General features: G+C 69.2%; 12 protein-coding genes. 5 read left to right on the top strand and 7 right to left on the bottom strand.

Annotated features, from left to right (window positions below; genetic code table 11):
* The first annotated feature begins 238 nt into the window (after positions 1-238).
* Positions 239-2,749, top strand: coding sequence for a penicillin-binding protein 1A (locus ACWPN5_RS14060; RefSeq protein WP_145681582.1), 2,511 nt, complete (start codon positions 239-241; stop codon positions 2,747-2,749).
* 77 nt (positions 2,750-2,826) lie between these two features.
* Here ACWPN5_RS14060 and ACWPN5_RS14055 read toward each other — a convergent pair whose 3' ends face one another.
* A complete protein-coding gene (locus ACWPN5_RS14055; RefSeq protein ID WP_492295900.1) occupies positions 2,827-3,783 on the bottom strand; it encodes an SGNH/GDSL hydrolase family protein in 957 nt (318 codons plus the stop codon).
* 13 nt (positions 3,784-3,796) lie between these two features.
* Positions 3,797-5,236, bottom strand: coding sequence for an MBOAT family O-acyltransferase (locus ACWPN5_RS14050; protein WP_145681584.1), 1,440 nt, complete (start codon positions 5,234-5,236; stop codon positions 3,797-3,799).
* Positions 5,237-5,567: 331 nt separating this feature from the next.
* Here ACWPN5_RS14050 and prfB point away from each other — a divergent pair.
* Positions 5,568-6,690 (top strand): peptide chain release factor 2 gene (prfB, locus tag ACWPN5_RS14045; RefSeq protein WP_104675338.1). Its coding sequence is split into 2 segments (ribosomal slippage): positions 5,568-5,636 and positions 5,638-6,690, totalling 1,122 coding nucleotides; the frame shifts between segments, so codons are not numbered across the junction.
* A 183-nt stretch (positions 6,691-6,873) separates the two neighbouring features.
* Positions 6,874-7,182 carry a peptidoglycan-binding domain-containing protein gene (locus ACWPN5_RS14040; protein WP_038526709.1) on the top strand — a complete coding sequence of 103 codons (309 nt, stop codon included), beginning with the start codon at positions 6,874-6,876 and terminating at the stop codon, positions 7,180-7,182.
* Positions 7,183-7,208: 26 nt separating this feature from the next.
* Here ACWPN5_RS14040 and ACWPN5_RS14035 read toward each other — a convergent pair whose 3' ends face one another.
* From ACWPN5_RS14035 to ACWPN5_RS14020, 4 genes are read right to left on the bottom strand one after another with little or no spacing between them, the layout of a single operon-like run.
* Complete coding sequence (locus ACWPN5_RS14035) at positions 7,209-8,231, bottom strand: ABC transporter substrate-binding protein (protein ID WP_492295896.1); 1,023 nt, start codon at positions 8,229-8,231, stop codon at positions 7,209-7,211.
* Between the two features lie 32 nt (positions 8,232-8,263).
* Entirely contained in the window at positions 8,264-9,097 is an 834-nt protein-coding gene (locus tag ACWPN5_RS14030) for an ABC transporter permease (RefSeq protein WP_492295894.1), read from the bottom strand.
* Positions 9,090-9,863, bottom strand: coding sequence for an ABC transporter ATP-binding protein (locus ACWPN5_RS14025; protein WP_145681586.1), 774 nt, complete (start codon positions 9,861-9,863; stop codon positions 9,090-9,092). Before ACWPN5_RS14025 ends, ACWPN5_RS14030 begins: the two co-directional genes overlap by 8 nt.
* A complete protein-coding gene (locus ACWPN5_RS14020) occupies positions 9,860-15,271 on the bottom strand; it encodes an AMP-binding protein (protein ID WP_492295892.1) in 5,412 nt (1,803 codons plus the stop codon). Before ACWPN5_RS14020 ends, ACWPN5_RS14025 begins: the two co-directional genes overlap by 4 nt.
* A 174-nt stretch (positions 15,272-15,445) precedes the next feature.
* On the opposite strand from ACWPN5_RS14020, the gene ACWPN5_RS14015 reads away from it, so the two are divergent.
* Entirely contained in the window at positions 15,446-15,865 is a 420-nt protein-coding gene (locus tag ACWPN5_RS14015) for a cupin domain-containing protein (RefSeq protein ID WP_492295890.1), read from the top strand.
* Between the two features lie 322 nt (positions 15,866-16,187).
* Positions 16,188-16,802, top strand: a complete 615-nt coding sequence (locus ACWPN5_RS14010; protein ID WP_200479052.1) for a hypothetical protein — start codon at positions 16,188-16,190, stop codon at positions 16,800-16,802.
* 82 nt (positions 16,803-16,884) lie between these two features.
* Here ACWPN5_RS14010 and ACWPN5_RS14005 read toward each other — a convergent pair whose 3' ends face one another.
* Positions 16,885-17,145 (bottom strand): DUF3126 family protein, encoded by a 261-nt coding sequence (locus ACWPN5_RS14005; protein ID WP_145674365.1) that lies wholly within the window; start codon positions 17,143-17,145, stop codon positions 16,885-16,887.
* Between the last annotated feature and the right edge of the window lie 136 nt (positions 17,146-17,281).

Raw genomic sequence — 17,281 nt, 5'->3', positions numbered from 1 at the left:
AAGCACCGCCGGCAATCTTGAGCCATGCGGGCGGAGGCGGGCGGGCATACGCGTCTTCCGGTCACCACTTTCTTGCATGCGCCTTGTGGCCGTCACATTTTCCTGACATGGCTGCGAGGGAGTCGGACTGCCGCCCCTCGCGGTGTAGGATGCCGCCCATCGGATGGTTCCGCGTCTTCCCGGTCTCTGTCCCGGACGAAGGCGGCGGGACCGCCGCCATGCCTGTCTGGGAACCGTCATGCGCTTTATTCTGTCCGCCCTGATGGCCGTCGTGATCCTCGCCCTGGCCGGGGTGGGGGGGCTGGTCTACATGCTGGACCATTACGATCACGAACTGCCGGACTACACCAAGCTCGCCAACTACGAACCGCCGGTGACCACCCGCGTCCATGCGGGCGACGGACGCCTGCTGGCGGAGTTCGCGTCGGAAAAGCGCGTGTTCGTCCCCATCGACGCCATGCCGAAGCGCGTGACCAACGCCTTCCTGTCCGCCGAGGACAAGAACTTCTACGACCACAAGGGCATCGACCCGGTCGGTATCGCCCGCGCCATCCTGACCAACGTGGAGAATCTCGGCCGCGACCGCCGGCCGATGGGCGCCTCGACGATCACGCAGCAGGTCGCCAAGAACATGCTGCTGACCAACGAGGTGTCCTTCTCGCGCAAGATCAAGGAGGCGATCCTGGCGGTCCGCATCGAGCGGGCCTTCAGCAAGGACCGCATCCTCGAGCTGTACCTGAACGAGATCTTCCTGGGATACCGCTCCTACGGCGTGGCGGCGGCGGCGCTGAACTACTTCAACAAGGCGCTGGACGAGCTGGACATCGAGGAGGCGGCCTATCTGGCGGCCCTGCCCAAGGCGCCCAGCAACTACCACCCGGAGCGCCAGCGCGACGCCGCCATCGCGCGGCGCAACTGGGTGATCGGGCGCATGGCCGAGGACGGGCACATCACCCCCGAGGAAGCCAAGATCGCCCAGTCCAAGCCCCTGGTCGTGCGCAAGCGCGACGAGCAGGAGTATGTGACGTCGGAGTATTTCGCCGAGGAGGTCCGGCGCGAGCTGGTCAAGCTCTACGGCGAGCAGGCGCTCTACGAGGGCGGCCTGTCGGTCCGCGCCTCGATGGACCCGGTGCTCCAGCAGGCGGCGACCAAGGCGCTGCGCACCGGGCTGGTGCAGTATGACCGCCGCCACGGCTACCGCGGGCCGGTCGGCAAGATGGAGAATTTCGACAACTGGGCGAAGAAGCTCGCCTCCATGGCGCCGCCTCCCGGCTCCGAGGGCTGGCATCTGGCGGTGGTGCTGAAGGACGACGAGGCGGCGGCGCTCGACATCGGCCTGCCGGACGGCTCGCGCGGCCGCGTGCCGCTGGCCGAGCTGCGCTGGGCGCGGGCGCAGCGCGACGACAACCGGCTCGGCCCGGAGATCCGCCGCCCCTCCGACGTCGCCAAGCTGGGCGATCTGATCCTGGTCGAGGCCGCCGGCAAGGACGAGAAGGGCAAGGAGCCGCCCGCCGGCACCTACGCGCTGCGGCAGGTCCCGGCGGTGCAGGGCGGTCTGGTCGCGCTCGACCCGCACACCGGCCGCGTGCTCGCCATGGTCGGCGGCTTCTCGCCGCACATGAGTTCCTTCAACCGCGCCACCCAGGCGATGCGGCAGCCGGGCTCCTCCTTCAAGCCCTTCGTCTATCTGACGGCGCTGAACCAGGGCTTCACCCCGTCCTCGCTGGTGATGGACGCGCCGTTCGAATACGACCCCGGCCACGGCCAGCCGATCTGGCGGCCGGAGAACTTCAGCCACGAGTTCTACGGCCCGACGCCGCTGCGCGCCGGCATCGAGAAGTCGCGGAACGTCATGACCGTCCGTCTGGCCCAGGCCGTCGGCATGGACAAGGTGAAGGCGGTGGCCGAGAATTTCGGCATCACCGACAACCTCCAGCCCTACCTGCCGATGTCGCTCGGCGCGGGTGAGACGACGGTGCTGCGCCTCGCCACCGCCTACGCCATGCTGGCCAACGGCGGCAAGCGGGTCGGCCCGACCTTCATCGACCGGGTGCAGGACCGCAACGGCAAGACCATCTTCCGCCACGACACGCGTCCCTGCGCCGCCTGCAACCAGGTGGCCTGGAGCGACGGGCTGACCGTTCCCGCCGTCGCCGACACGCGGGAGCAGGTGAACGACCCGCGCACCGTCTACCAGATGGTCTCCATGCTGGAGGGCGTGGTGCAGCGCGGAACGGCGACGAAGCTGCTGTCGCTGGGCAAGCCGCTGGCCGGCAAGACCGGCACGACCAACGACAGCCACGACGCGTGGTTCATGGGCTTCTCGCCCGACCTCGTCGTCGGCACCTACATCGGCTTCGACCAGCCGCGCTCGCTGGGCGCCCGCGAAACCGGCGGCTCGGCGGCGGTGCCGGTGTTCAAGGACGTGATGGAGGTGGCGCTGAAGGACCAGCCGGCGACGCCGTTCCGCGTGCCGCGCGGCCTGCGCCTTGTCCGCGTCAACCCGGAAAACGGGCGCCTCGCCCAGCCGGGCGAGCGCAAGGCGATCTGGGAGGCCTTCATCCCCGGCACCGAGCCGAACCCCGACCAGCCCCAGATGGTGCTGGACGGTTCGGCCCACGGCGCGGACGGCGGCTGGACCGGCGGGGTGCCCGGCGGCGATCCGGCGGCCCAGCAGCAGCCGGGCGGCTGGGGCGCTCCGGCGGCTCCGCCCTCGGCGGCGACGGTGGGCACCGGCGGCCTCTACTGACCAAGTCGGTTCGGCAAAGAAAAAGAAAAGCCCCGCTTCCCGGTTCGGGAGGCGGGGCTTTTCCTTTGTGCGGAGTTTCAGGGCCGTGCGGCGGTGTGGGTGTCCGTGCGGAGCTGGGCGATGGCGTCGGCGGGTGCCGTATCGGTGGGGCAGTCGGCGAGCGGGCGCAGCCGGTCCTCCATCCGCGCCAGCATCAGCCGGACTCCTTCCTGGTTGATGTGCAGGGCGTCCACGAAATGGGCTTCGTCCTCGACGTCGCGGCGGGTGTCGATCACCGGCACGTCGGGCGGCAGGCGGGCTTTCAGATCCTCGAAGAAGGCGTCGAAGTTGGTCACCTTCTCAATGTAGCCGGGGAAGAAGGGCGTGATGACCACGGCAACCCGCGTGCCCTTCTCCCGCGCCGTGCCGATGATGCGGTCCAGCGCGTCCCAGTTCGGCTGGAAGCCCTCCATCCGCTCCGTGGGCGCCTTTTCGAGCTGGGCCTTGAGGAAAGGCGACATGGTGCCGCTCAGCGTCCGGTCGCCGGTCGGGTGCAACCCGTCGAAGGCCAGCCGGATCGTCTGGTTGTTGTTGAAGATCAGCGTGTTGAACAGCTTGTTGGAGGCCCACATGGTGGCGTCGACCTGCCGGATGAAGCCGTCCACCCGGTCCGAGTAGTAGGCCAGCAGCGGCAGGTCGGCGAGCGCCTTGGGATCGTCGACCACGCTCGTCGGCTCGACCAGCAGCAGGCGGGGGGCGCCGTGCCGGTCCAGATAATCCTCCCACAGCAGGTCGCCGACCGTGGTGGGGGCACCGCCCATGCCCAGGTTCAGCACCCGGCCGCAGGTCAGCGCCTGCACCTCCTCCACCGGGAAGTGGTTGTCGGCGCGGGAGTTGCCCAGGATCACCACATCGGCGGGCGGCCCGTTGCGGTAGACGGTCATGAAGCGGTCCGACGACTGGAGGAGCGTGTCGCCCATCCAGGACGCCACCGCGCGGTCCATGGCGACCACCATGCCCAGGATCAGTCCGACGGCGGCCAAAAGGCGGATCATGGTTCGGGCTCCCTCAGAACTGGAAATAGATGAAGGATCGGTTGGCGAAATTGCCGAAGAGCAGGAGCATCAGGATCAGCGTGGCGCAGCCGGCGGAGCGGACCACGACGTTGACCCCGGCGTAGCGGCGTCCGGCGCCGAACTCGATCATCGCGTCGATCATCAGCACGACGAGGCCGAACAGGGCGACGCGGACCAGATAGCTCATCTGCTGCATGCCGCGCGGCAGACTGAAATCGCCCTCGGCGATGATGCCCAGGATGGTCCGCACCGTGTGCATGTCGTCGGCGCGGAAGGGCAGCCAGGTCAGCGTGATGAGGAGGAAGACCAGCCCGACCGTCAGCAGCTTGCCGGCCATCAGCGGCGCGCCGCTCAGCCGCAGCGGGCTGCGCTTGGCCAGCCAGCGCACGCCGTCCTCCGCCGCCATCAGGGTGGCGTGCATGGCGCCCCACAGGATGAAGGTCCAGGCGGCGCCGTGCCACAGGCCGGACACCAGCATCACAATGGTCAGGTTGCGGATGCGCAGCCAATGGGTGCGCCCGCCACCCATCGGGATGTAAACGTAGTCGCGGAACCATGTGGACAGCGAGATGTGCCAGCGCCGCCAGAAGTCCTTCATGCCCATGGCGAAGTAGGGGCGGGCGAAGTTCTGGCAGAGCGTATAGCCGAAGATCTGCGCCAGGCCGATCGCGATCAGCGAGTAGCCGGCGAAGTCGCCGTAGATCTGCAACGAGAAGCAGATCAGCCCGATGACGTGGTTCAGCGCGTTGAAGAACTCCGGCTGGGCGAAGCGCGCGTCGACCACGGCGGCGGCGTTGTCGGCCAGACCGAGCTTGAGGAAATAGCCCCAGATGATCTTCTCCAGCCCGGCGAAGCGGAAGGCGAAGCTGACATCGTGGCGCGGGCCGTTCTGGATCTGGGGCAGCAGGTCGCGCGCCCGGACGATCGGACCGGCGACGAGCTGCGGGAAGAAGGCGACGAAGGTCGCGTAGCGCAGCAGCGACCGCTCCGGCTTCTCCAGATGGCCGAGATAGAGGTCCAGCGTGTAGCTGAGATTCTGGAAGGTGTAGAAGGAAATGCCGACGGGCAGGATGATGGACAGCGTGCGGTGCCCGACGTCGAGGCCGAGCGAGGCCAGCGCCACCTGCGCGCTGTCGATGAAGAAGTTGAAGTATTTGAAAAAGAACAGGATCGCCAGATTGGTGGCGAGACTTATCTGCATGAAGATGCGGGCGGTGGCCCGGTTCGGCGCGTCGGCGATGCGCAGGCCGCAATAGAAGTCGAGCAGCGTCGTGCCGGCGAGCAGCAGACAGAAGCGGTAATCCCAGAAGCCGTAGAAGATGTAGCTGGACACCAGCAGCAGCGGCGTGAACAGCCGCGTCCGGGCGAGCATCATGAAGCCCGCCGTGAAGGCCGTGATGAACAGCAGGAACCCCAGGCTGGTGAAGTTCATCGGGGGGCCACGCTTTTGTTGTTGGGGAAACGGGGGCGCCGACAGCCCGCGCCCATCGAATGACGGGCACGAACGTCGGTGACGCTATCACGGGGGGCTGCCACTTATTCGCGCCGCGAAAGTGGTTTTGCGGTGCGAAAACGGTTTCATCCGAGTGGGTTGGCCGGGCGCTCCGGTGACGGAGTGGTGCTCCGCCGGGTTACCGTTCCGGTCTGGTCCAGCGTCGCGGAAGCCGGAGCGCCTGTGGAATAAGAGGGTGCAACGCCGCTGCCAACCCGCTACATAAGGGCCAAGACACTGGTTCAACTCTGGCTGACGAGGAGGCACTGCGATGCGGGCCGAGATCGAAGCGGCCGCCGGCGAGATTAGAGAATCGCTGGCGCTGCTGAGGAGGCATCTTTGACTGGGATAACGCGCTGCGTCGTCTCGACGAACTGAACGCCCACGCCGAAGACCCCAAGCTGTGGGACGACCCGTCCCGCGCGCAGACCATCATGCGCGAGCGCACCCAGCTCGAAACCTCGGTGAACGGCTACCGCGCCCTTGAGCGCGACCTGTCCGACAGCCTGGAACTGATCGAGATGGGCGAGGCCGAGGGCGACGCGACCGTGGTCGCCGATGCCGAGGCCCAGCTCTACGCGCTGCGCGACCGCGCCGCGAAGCTCCAGATCGAGAGCCTGCTCTCGGGCGAGGCGGACGCCAACGACTGCTTCATCGAGGTGAACGCCGGCGCCGGCGGCACGGAGGCCCAGGACTGGGCGCTGATGCTGATGCGCATGTATCTCCGCTGGGCGGAACAGCACGGCTACAAGACGCAGTGGCTCGAAGAGAGCCCCGGTGAAGAGGCCGGCATCAAGTCCGCCACCGCGCAGATCAGCGGCCACAACGCCTATGGCTGGCTGAAGACCGAGGCCGGCGTGCACCGTCTGGTGCGCATCAGCCCGTTCGACAGTCAGGCGCGCCGCCAGACCAGCTTCGCCGCCGTCTCGGTGTCTCCGGTGATCGACGACAAGATCAACATCGAGATCAACGAGAAGGACTGCCGCATCGACACCTTCCGGGCGTCGGGCGCCGGTGGCCAGCACGTCAACAAGACGGACTCGGCGATCCGCATCACCCACCTGCCCACCGGCATCGTGGTGGCCTGCCAGCAGGAGCGCTCGCAGCACAAGAACCGCGCCAAGGCGTGGGACATGCTGCGCGCCCGCCTGTACGAGCGGGAGCTGAAGATCCGCGAGGACGCCGCCGCCGCCCTTGAGGCGACCAAGAGCGACATCGGCTGGGGCCACCAGATCCGCTCTTACGTCCTTCACCCCTACCAGATGGTGAAGGACCTGCGGACCGAGGTGGAGACCTCGCAGAGCCAGGCGGTGCTGGACGGCGACCTGGACATGTTCCTGGAAGCGGCGCTGGCCGCGCGCCTGAAGGGGCAGAGCGACGACGCGGCCGCGTGAGGTTGCGTTTGCCCCCTCCCTAACCCTCCCCCGCCGTCAGCGAGGGAGGGAATCAATCTCCCTCTCCCGCGCCAGCGGGGGAGGGCCGGGGGAGGGGGCAAACGCCTCCCCCTATTTTTATCCCTTGGGAAGAAACGCGGCCTCTGCGTTGTTGATCTCCGCAACAAGAAACAGAGAGAGACCATGAACCGCAGCCTGTTCGCCGCCTTCCTCGCCGCCACGGCCTTCGCGGCGCCGGCCTACGCCGCCTGTCCGACGGACTCGATGACGCCGGACATGTACTTCGCCTATGTCGAAGGCATCCAGAAGACCCTGACCGAGCAGGGCTTCCGTCCCGGCGTGATCGACGGGAAGATCGGGCCCAACACCCGCTCCGCCATCCGCGCCTACCAAAAGGCCGCGAAGCTCCCGGTGGACGGCTGTCCGACGCAGGAGCTTCTCGACCACATCAACTTCTCCCAGCCGAAGGTCTACGGACCGGGCAAGCGGTAAAAACCCGTCCTTACTTCACGCCAAACTCACTTAACGAAGGTCAGGTCCATGACGGACTTGGCGTCCAGCGCCTTGTCCACCTGACCCTCGGACTGCCAGAACTTCACCTGGTTGACAATGTCGTCGACCAGCAGCTTCCCCTTCGGCTCGACGTAGGGCAGGCCGGCGGCGACGACCTCGGGCTTCTGCTTCGTCGCCTCGGCGATGATCGCCAGAAGCTCGTCGTAGCCGGGGCCCTTCACCACGGCGCCGGACGCGTCCTTGGCGTTGAAGGCGGCGTGGTACTCGGCCAGCCCGGTCAGATAGGCGCTGACGAACTTCTCGGCCAGCGGGCGGCGCTGGGCGGCGGTCTTCGGGCTGGTGAAGAGGGCGCCGAGCTGCCACGGCGTCTCGTCGCCGACCCAGCCGAGGATGGTGCCGGAGCCTTCGGCGGCGAGCTGGCGGGCCACCGTCACCGGGGCGATCACCGCGTCGACCTGACCGCCCTTGAAGGCGGCGACCATCTTCGGCACGTCCTGCATCGCCACCATGGTCACGTCCTTGACCGTGAAGCCGTGCTTCTGGCCGAGCAGGCCGACCATGTAGTGGAAGGTCGAGCCGACCGTGGTGATGGCGATGCGCTTGCCCTTGAGGTCGGCCGGCTTGGTCAGCCCGGCGTCGTGCGCCGCCTTGGTCGCCACATAGGCGCTGAGCTGGAAGCCCGGCTCGTCGCGGCTCTGCGCCGCGATCATCGTGACGGCACCCTTGGATGCCAGGTTGTAGAAGCCCGCCGTCAGGCCGGTGACGCCGAAATCGACGTCGCCCGAGGCCACCGCGACCGGCACCTGCTGGGCCGAGGTGAACATCTTCAGATCGACGTCCAGCCCTTCCTTCTCGAAATAGCCCTTCGACTTGGCGATGAAGATCGGGCCGGAGGAGGCCAGCGCCAGCACGCCGATGGAGGTTTTCTCCAGCCCCTGCGCCTCGGCGGCGGGCGTCCCGGCCAGCGCCAGGGCCGCAGCGCCCATCACACCCAGAACCGCCCGGCGGCCCCAACGCACGACAGTCATTCTCAGTCTCCCTTTCTCGATGTTCATTTTTCTCACCGCCATTTCAGCAGGCGGCGTTCCAGGATGGACAGCACGGTCCCGATGGTCAGGCCGAGCAGCGAAAGAACCAGCACGCCGGCCAGGAGCCGGTCGGTCAGCATCAGGTTGCCGGCGGTCAGGACGAAGGCGCCGATGCCGTATTCCGCCCCGATCATCTCCGCCGCGACCACCAGGATCAGCGCGATGGAGGCGGTGATGCGGAAGCCGGCGAGGATGCCCGGCAGGGCGCCGGGAAGCACGATCTTGCGCAGGATCGACGCCCAGGGCAGGCCGAAGCTCTGCGCCATGCGGATCAGGTTGCGCGGCACCGAATCGATGGCGCTGTAGGTGGCGATCACGGTGGGGAAGAAGACGCCGAAGCCGATGGTGGCGAACTTCGACGGCTCGCCGATGCCGAACCACAGGATGAACAGCGGCAGCAGCGCGATCTTTGGGATCGGGAAGAAGGCCGAGACCAGCGGCACACCGACCGCCCGCGCCACCGACCCGATGCCCATGGCGAAGCCCACGGCCATGCCGGCCACCGTGCCCATGACCCAGCCGACGCCGATTCGCATCAGCGACGCCTTCAGGTGCTGCCACAGCGACCCGTCCTGCGCCATGGCGGCGAGCGCCGAGGCAACCGCGCTCGGCGGCGGCAGGAACAGCTCGCTGACGAGGCCGAAGCGGTTGGTGGACTCCCACACCGCGATCAAGACCACGAAGGCGAGCAGAGCCGCCCAGCGGTGCCCCTTGACCGTGAAGCCGCCGCCGCGGAAGCGGACGGGCTGGGAGGGGGAGCGGTCCTGAAGCGGGAGAGTGGTGCTGGTCAAAGGGGTGTCAGGCATCGGCGATCTCCCGGTCGGCCAACTGAGCTTCGGCCCGGATCAGGTGCCACAGCCGGTCGCGCACCTCCGCCAGATGGGCCTGGGCGGAGGGCTCCAGCCGCTGGTCGCGCGGCTCCTCGATGGTCACGATCTCGCGCAGCCGGCCCGGACGGCGGCTGAGCACGACGACCCGGTCGGCCAGCCGCAGCGCCTCGTCCAGATTGTGGGTGACGTAGAGGGCGGTCGTCCGCTCGCGCTGCCAGAGCGACAGGAAATCCTCCATCAGCAGCTCGCGCGTCTGGGCGTCGAGCGCCGACAGCGGCTCGTCCAGCAGCAGCATGGCCGGGCGCACGGCCAGCGCGCGGGCGATGCCGACGCGCTGGCGCATGCCGCCCGACAGCTGCTTGGGCAGCGCCTTGCGGAAGTCCCACAGCCCCATGCGGCGCAGGCCGGACTCGATGCGCTCCCGCCGTTCCGCCGCCGACAGCGGATGGTGTTCGAGGACGAGCGACAGGTTGTCCTCGACGCTGCGCCAGGGCAGCAGGGCGAAGTCCTGGAAGATGAAGGTGATCGGGTTCAGGCAGCCGTCCGGCACCGCGCCGGCCACCGCGATGCTGCCGGAGGTGGGCGCCACGATGCCGCCGGCGATGCCGAGCAGGGTGGACTTGCCGCAGCCCGACGGGCCGATGACGGCCAGAACCTCCCCCTCCTGCACCGTCAGGTCGATGCCGTCCAGCACGACGAGGTCGTCGTAGCGGTGGCACAGGTCCTTGATGATAAGCCTCATTGTCCCTTTCCTGTTGCCGACCCCGCCCAGGCGATCAGCAGTTCGTCGCGCGAGGTCAGGCCCGCTTCCGGCAGCGCGTGGTTCACGACGGCCTTGGCGGCGCCGCCGGTCGCTTCCGGCAGGCGGTTCTCCCACATGGCCTGATGGAGCGTGGGCAGCTCGTCCCAGTTCCCGAGGTATGTCGTTGGCACACGGACCGCCCCCGACGCAATGACGCGGTTCAGCCCTGCGATTTCCGCAGCGTTCGAAAGATGCGTGCCGACGATGGACGCGGATGGCATCAGGATACGGCGCTGGCGCATCCACACCTGCGGCGCGTAGAAGCTGTAGCGACGACCACTCATATCGCCGCAATAGACGACGCGGCCCGTGTGCGGCTTCACGAGCATGGTCGAGACGGCCAGCGTGTCGCGCCGCGCCCGCTCCACCACCACGTCGGGCATGCCGCGCGGGTTGTCGGCGGCGCGCAGGATGCGGCCCACCGCCTGGCCCAGCGGTTTGAAGGTGTCCTCGGTGAACAGGCGCACGGCCTCCTTGAAGGCGGCGGTCTCGCGCTGCGGGTCGGGCAGGTCCGGCATGGTGTCGGGCCAGTCGAAATGCGGGACGCGGCGCGCGATCTCGGCCAGCGACACGGCGCCGGCCAGCGCCTCCCCATAGCCGAGCGACAGCACGAAGTCGCGTTCGGAATCCCGATCGGTGACGACGCAGACGCGGGCGCCGGACTCGCGCGCCGCCTCGATGGCCGACAGCGCCATGTCGTCGCGCAGACCCACCGCCCCGGCGCCGTAGAAGACCAGCACGGCCTCGCCGGGGCGCAGGCGGGCGCGGCGCAGCATCTCGACGGGTTCGGCGGAACCGGGCTTGCCGAGGAAGGTCATGTGGTAGCCGCTGGAGGCGCCGAAGAAGGTCAGCGCGCCGCCGTCCGCCAGCGACTGGAAGGTGCGCGGGAAGGTCGTCTCGCCGGCGTGGCTGACCGCGTAGTCGACGAGGTTGCCGTCATTGGCGGCGCGCAGCGCGTCGAGGTAGGGCTGACCCGTGCGCTCCCACGCCGCCCACTGCGCCGGGTCGGCGGGGATGCGGGTGAAGGCGGCCTCGGCGACGGAGCGGTCCACCGCCTCCGCTCCACGGGCGCGGATGGCGGCGGCGCGGCGGTCCGACGACACCATGCCGGTCACTTTCATGCGCCGGGCCAGCGCCAGTTCCACCGTCCAGGCGCCGGTGCCGCCCGCCGCGCCCTCGACCAGCAGGCGCTTGCCGGGCTGCACGTCGAGCGCCGTGAACAGCGCACGGAAGCCGGTCCCGGCGGCGAGCATGTAGCTTCCCGCCTCCTCCAGCGCGAGGCCGGGCGGCAGCGGGAAGAGCTGCGGCCCGTCGGCCAGCATGAATTGCTGGTGGCTGCCGTCCGGCGACTGGTAGCCCTGGATGTGGAAGTCGGTGAACATTGGGTCGGCCCCGGCCTCCGGGTCCAGCAGGTCGGAGACGCCGGAATAGACGGCGACCAGATCGCCGACCGCCAGCCGGCCTTGGGCCTGCAACGCCTTGCCCATCCGCACGACCATGCCGACGCCGCCGGAGCCGGTGACGTGCACGTCCTCGTCATGCTCGTCGAACAGGGAGATCGGGATGCCGGTCAGCGCCCAGACGTCGTTGTAGTTGACCTCGGAGGCGAGCACGTAGACGAGCGCCTGGTTGGGGCCGGGCTCGGGGACGGGGATGACGACCTCGGTTTCAGCCTGCGCCGGGTCGCCGTGGGCGGCGGCCCCCGTCTCCAGGTCGCGGACGACGGCCTGGGCGAGCTGCCAGCGGGGCAGGGGGGTGGCGCCGGGGACGAAGGGGCTGCCGATGGGCAGCACGCCGTCGCGGCTGTCGCGCCGCGGACGGGCGGGCAGGGGCGGGGATTTCTTCTCCAGGAACAGGGCGATGCCCTTCTTGGCGCCGTTGTCGGAGTCCAGGAGGAAGCGGGCGAAGGCGGCGATCTCGGCGGCTGAGCCGGCGTCGAAGCCGTCGCGCAGGCCGGTGTCGACGAGCTGGACGATGGCGTCGGCCACCGGGCCGCGGCCGACGCCGTGGGCTTGGCGGAGGAGGCGCATCACCTCCGGCCCCCTCCCGCCCGCTTCGCGGGCACCCTCCCCCGCCTTTGGCGGTGGAGGGGAACAGGCCCCCTCTCCCGCGAAGCGGGGGAGGGCTGGGGAGGGGGCATGAGAAGTGGAGGGGGCCAGCGCCGCTTCCCTTGCCATCGCCTTCGCCAGCGTCAGCGCGTCGTCCGCCCCGCGCGCCACCACATCCACCAGCCCATACTCCAGCGCCGTCCCGGCGTCGACCTGGCGCCCGGACAGCAGGATCTCCAGCGCCCGCCCGTACCCCCGCTCCGGGTCCTTGCGCAGCAGCAGGCGTGGCAGGCGCTGCGTGCCGCCATAGCCGGGCGGCAGGAACAGGTTGATCTCCGGCTGGCCCAGCCGGGCGCGGGGATCGGCCACCCGGACATGACAGGCCATGGCCAACTCGCAGCCGCCGCCGAGCGCCACGCCGCGGATCGCCGCGAACACCGGCTTGTCCAGCGCGGCGAGGGCGCGGAAGACGGCGTGGGCCTTGGCGGGCAGGGCGCGGGCCTCGCTCTCGTCCCGCACCTCGTCGAGAAGCTGGCGGATGTCGGCGCCGGCCACGAAGTTGCGGCCCGTGCCGGTGATCACCACGGCGCGCACGTCCGTCCGCCGGGCGAGATGGGCGACCAGCGTGTCCAGCTCGTCGAGCAGGCGGTCGGACAGGGCGTTGACCGGCGGGTTGTCGATGGTGACGGTCGCCATCCGCACCCCGTCGGCCAAACGGTCGTACTGAACGGACAGGAAGCGCTGCCGCTCGATGAGGGTCTGTTCCTCCGCCCGCTGCTGGCCGCGCGTCCAGGCGGCGATGCGCGCCTCCAGGTCGGTCAGGCATTCCGGGTTGCGCAGGGTCGAGGTGTCGCCCAGCGGCTCCCCGTTCATCATCGCCGTCAGGAAGCGGCGCATGTACTTGCCGGAGCGCGTCTCGGGAAAGGCCGGAACGGACAAAATGTCGGAGGGGACGGCGACGGCGCCCTTCTCCTGCCGCACCAGATCCTTCAGCCGGCGCTCGTCGTCCGCCGTCAGGTCGCGGCCCTTGGCGGGCAGGACGAAGGCGACGGGGGTCAGGCCCTTCTCGCGGTGGGGGGCGCCGACCACGATGACGTTGCCGACCGGGCTGTCGGGGTTGATCTGCTTGTCGCGCAGGATCGCGCCCTCGATCTCCTCCGTTCCCATGCGGTGGCCGGACACGTTGATGACGTCGTCGGAGCGTCCGTGCAGGCTGAAGCTGCCATCCTCGTAGCGCCGCGCGAAGTCGCCCTGCAGATAGGCCCAGACCGGGCGGCCCTCGGCGTCGCGGAAGCGCCCGAAATAGGTCGTCACGAAGCGGTCGAAGTCACCCTTCCAGCCCGGCTTGCCGACATTCTCCGCGTCCCCCCAGATGGTGCGGGTCAGGTAGGGGTAGGGGGCGGTGACGACGATCTCGCCCTTTTCCTCCGGCTCGGTGGGGCGGAAGGCGACGCGGCCGGCGGAGTCCGGCTCGCTCTCGGGCACCCAGACGTCGCCGAGAACCCAGGGCAGCGGGTAGGTGTGGGCGTCGGCGCGCAGCGGCTGGTCGGGGTTGCCGTAGGGATGGGTCCAGACGATGCCGCCATGCTCCGTCGCCCAATAGCTGTTGATGTATTGCGGCGTCATCACCGCCATGCCGAAGGCCTGGACGGCGGGGCTGGTCGGCTCCGCGCAGAAGGTGGCGACCCGCAGGGACGAGCGGTCGTAGCGCTCGACGTCGGCGCGGTTCTCCGGGTGGGTCATGACCGTCTTCAGGAAGGTCACGCCCGCCTTGAAGATGGTGACCTTGTGCCGCTCGATGATCGAGGCGAAGCGCCCGGCGTTGGGGAAGACCGGCGCCCCCTCCGTCACGACGCCGGGGATGCGGGCGGCGAGGCTGGCGGTGATGAGATAGCTCTGCCCGGTGATCCAGCCGGGATCGGCGACAACGTAGATCGCGTCGCGGCCCGGCAGGGCGTCGAAGCTGACCTTCATGGTGTGGGCGAGGCCGGCGACGTAGCCGCCATGGACATGCACCACGCCCTTCGGCTTCCCGGTGGAGCCGGAGGTGTAGATGATGAACAGCGGATAGTCGGCGTCCACCGGCACGCAGGGCACCGCCTTCGCCACGGCGGCGCAGAGCGCCCGGTCGTCCAGCGCGCGCAGCGCCTCCATGCCGGCCACGCCGGCGGCGGTGCACAGCTCCGCCTCGGCCTTCGCCAGCAGCTCGTGCGCCCAGACGTCGCGGCCCTCGGTCCAGGGAATGTCGGGAAGCCCGGCGTGGCGGACGACGATCACCGCCTCGACCCGCGGCGGGGCGGCGGTCAGAGCCTCGGCGACGCTGGCGCGCAGGTCGGCCACGGTGGCGGCGTCGAGCGTCCCGGCGCGGTCCAGCGCCCGGCCCAGTTCCCGCATCACGTCGGCGGGGGCGACGGTGATCTCGCCCACCAGCCCGTGGCGCACCGGCTCCATCAGGGCCATGTCCTCTAGGTTTGCGTCGCCCAGCTTGGCGCGCAAAACCTCCTCGGTGATGCGCAGCGCCGTGGGCAGGGCGACGAAGCGGTCGAGCGCCGGATCGCTGTAGGCTTCCTTGAAGGGAGCCATCTCGGCGTTGCGGCTGGCGCCGTCGGCGGTGATGACGACGCGGGCGCCGGCGTTCTCGATGCGGTCGGACAGCGTCTTGTCGGAGAAACCGCCGAACACCGCCGTGTAGATGACGCCGATGCGCTTCGCCCCCTCCGTCCAGACGATCTGGTCGAGGATGTTGGGCATGTTCAGCGCGATGCGGTCGCCCTGCCTCAACCCCAGACCGCGCAGCGCCAGGGCGGCGAGCGCGGAGCGGACCAGCAACTCGCGCCGGGTCAGCGTGATGTGATGGACCGGGCCGCCGCGCCCGCCGTTGGCGGCGGCGTCCCAGCGGTCGCCCTCGTACCAGTAGGCGGTCTCCGCCCCATGGCCGGACAGGACGTGGCGGTCCACCTCGTTGAAGGCGGCGTTGGTCAGCCCGCCCGCGAACCAGCGGTAAAAGGGCGCCTCCGACCCGTCGAAGGCCTGAGTCCAAGGCGTCCAGTCCGCCCGCTCTGCCGCCGCGCCTGTTGTGGCGTTCCAGCCGCGCCAGACACCGTCGGCATCGCGCATCAGCCAATTATCGCCGTCGAACCAGTGGATCGTCTCCGCGGCGATGGTGCCGTGGAAGGCGCCCGGATCGGCCGCGCAGGCGTCACGCTGGCTCTGCCAGTCCGCGGCGGAGCGGATGGGGTTGACGGCGACGTCCTGCGGCAGCGGCGGCTGTCCGGCGGACTCCGCGACGGCGTGATCCATGCTTTCCTCCCGATCGGGCATTTCTTCCTTGGCGGCCACGTCTTGCGCGCGGCGGGCATCACTATAGCGCGGCGCCCTGCATGGGCCGCAATGGCGCCGTGCGCGGCGGGGGTATGCCGTATACGCGGCTTTCGGTCATACTCGGTGCAATCAATAGCGACGGGAGGAAACGGCATGTCCAAAGACGATGCACAGGCGAACGATTCGGTGACCTTCGCGGTCAGCCACGCCGATCCGGCGGACTTCAAGCGCGACGGGCTGCGACCCTTCTTCGAATACCGCGACCTCGGCATCCGCGCCGCCACGGCGGGCAAGGCGAACGCCCACGTCATCCGCGCCCGCCCCGGCGAGCCGTCGCACGGCGGCTGGCACCGGCATGCGCTGGATTTCCAGATTGTCTATGTGCTGAAGGGCTGGGTGAAGTTCGCTTACGAAGGCGTGGGGGAGGTGCTGCTGCAGGCCGGCTCCTGCGTGCACCAGCCGCCGGGTATCCGGCATGTCGAGATCGCGCATTCCGACGATCTTGAGATGCTGGAGATCACGCTTCCCGCCGACTTCCCGACCGAAGGGGCCGAGCCGCCCGCCGGGACCTGAGTTCCTTCCAAAAAGTGCCGGTCGCACCCGTCGCGGAAACGACGGTGCGGCCGGCCAGATGCTTTGGAGGAATCGCCACCATGACCACAGGGAACGACGCGGCCACGGGACGCTTCGTTGCAAAGGAAAGCAATGCCCGTGCCAGAGCTTGGCCGGGGGCGAAGAGGCGGATTCCCGTGGTTTTGCAGAGCCTCCCTGAGCTGCGGCTGTCCGGATGTCCGGACAGGTGCCTGGAATGCCGGACGCCGCCCCGCTGGCAAGTTGGGCCCGTCGAGGGTATTAGGGCGGTGTGCGGTGGCGCAGCGACGAGGATGCGGACGGGATGCCCGAGGTCGAGATTTCCCGCGAGGACACGGGGCAGGCGGCGGTGTTCGAGGCGTCGCCCTCCAGCGTGCCGCCGCAGCGCTTCGCCCATCTGCTCTACGCGGCAATTCTGCTGGCCGGCTTCGTCGTGGTCGCCGAACTGACGCTGGAGCCGGCGGCCTCCATGCTGCGCTGGCTGGGCATGCTGTGCGCGATCCCGCTTCTCCTTATGTGGGTGATCACCCTGCTGCGGGCCGCGAGGCGCAGCGCCGTGCGGCTGGTCGTGGCGCCGGACGGGTTGACCGCCCACGGGCAACTGATCCCGCACAACACCATCCGCGGCGTGGCGCTCTACCCGCCGCAAGGTAAGCGGCCGCTGTTCGTGGCGCGCATCCAGACGATGACCCCGCAGCAGCACGAGCGCGAACTGGCGCTGGCCGGCGGGGAGGTGGACGCGGAGGAGGATGGAAAAGCGGGGAAAGGGCGTCGCCGACGCGCCGGTTACCGGCTGCTTCTGCTGCGCCGGAACCATCTGCCGGCGCTGGTGCTGGTGCGTGGCCTTACCCTGTCGGGCGGCGAAACGCTGATGGCCGGGCTGGCCGCCGAACTGCGCCGCCACAGCCGGCCGGGCTGATCGTCGTCGAGGTCAAAATCGCCGATGCGCAAGCGCCCCTCCCGCCAGGGGGCGGGAGAGGACCGCGCTGGAAAAGGCAGGCTCAGCGACGGGTCGTCGGGGCGGCCGGCAGGTCTTCTTCCAGGATGACGACGTGCAGGGCGTAGGAGACCTCACCCTCGTCCACGTCGCGGTGCAGGGTGCCGACGAACTCGTCGCCCAGCATGACCTCCGCGGACTGGCCGGCCTTCTCGGGCGGCTGGATGATGATCTTGTCGTTGCCGAGAGTCTTGCGCAGATAGCTCTGCACACGGGCGATTTCGGTTTCGGTCATCTTGGCGACCGTCGGCTTGGCGGGCGGCATGGCATGATCCCTGTGTTGTCGAAGGGGTCATATAGAAACCTTTCGGGCAAAGGGAAAGCACAACATCGCCCCGGATCGCGCATTCGCCGGTCGCGCCCGCCGCACGTTCCGTCTTTCTTGCGGGGGGCCATGCCCC

The sequence above is a fragment of the Azospirillum sp. UENF 211521 genome, assembly GCF_058780535.1.
Note: the sequence above shows the minus strand (reverse complement) of the source record. Positions and strands in the feature narration are given on the sequence as shown.

Excerpts from the sequence above, each read along its gene's own strand:
- ACWPN5_RS14060 (WP_145681582.1), top strand. The coding sequence starts at position 239 with ATGCGCTTTATTCTGTCCGCCCTGATGGCCGTCGTGATCCTCGCCCTG.
- ACWPN5_RS14055 (WP_492295900.1), bottom strand. The coding sequence starts at position 3,783 with ATGATCCGCCTTTTGGCCGCCGTCGGACTGATCCTGGGCATGGTGGTC.
- ACWPN5_RS14050 (WP_145681584.1), bottom strand. The coding sequence starts at position 5,236 with ATGAACTTCACCAGCCTGGGGTTCCTGCTGTTCATCACGGCCTTCACG.
- ACWPN5_RS14040 (WP_038526709.1), top strand. The coding sequence starts at position 6,874 with ATGAACCGCAGCCTGTTCGCCGCCTTCCTCGCCGCCACGGCCTTCGCG.
- ACWPN5_RS14035 (WP_492295896.1), bottom strand. The coding sequence starts at position 8,231 with ATGACTGTCGTGCGTTGGGGCCGCCGGGCGGTTCTGGGTGTGATGGGC.
- ACWPN5_RS14030 (WP_492295894.1), bottom strand. The coding sequence starts at position 9,097 with ATGCCTGACACCCCTTTGACCAGCACCACTCTCCCGCTTCAGGACCGC.
- ACWPN5_RS14025 (WP_145681586.1), bottom strand. The coding sequence starts at position 9,863 with ATGAGGCTTATCATCAAGGACCTGTGCCACCGCTACGACGACCTCGTC.
- ACWPN5_RS14020 (WP_492295892.1), bottom strand. The coding sequence starts at position 15,271 with ATGGATCACGCCGTCGCGGAGTCCGCCGGACAGCCGCCGCTGCCGCAG.
- ACWPN5_RS14015 (WP_492295890.1), top strand. The coding sequence starts at position 15,446 with ATGTCCAAAGACGATGCACAGGCGAACGATTCGGTGACCTTCGCGGTC.
- ACWPN5_RS14010 (WP_200479052.1), top strand. The coding sequence starts at position 16,188 with ATGCCCGAGGTCGAGATTTCCCGCGAGGACACGGGGCAGGCGGCGGTG.
- ACWPN5_RS14005 (WP_145674365.1), bottom strand. The coding sequence starts at position 17,145 with ATGCCGCCCGCCAAGCCGACGGTCGCCAAGATGACCGAAACCGAAATC.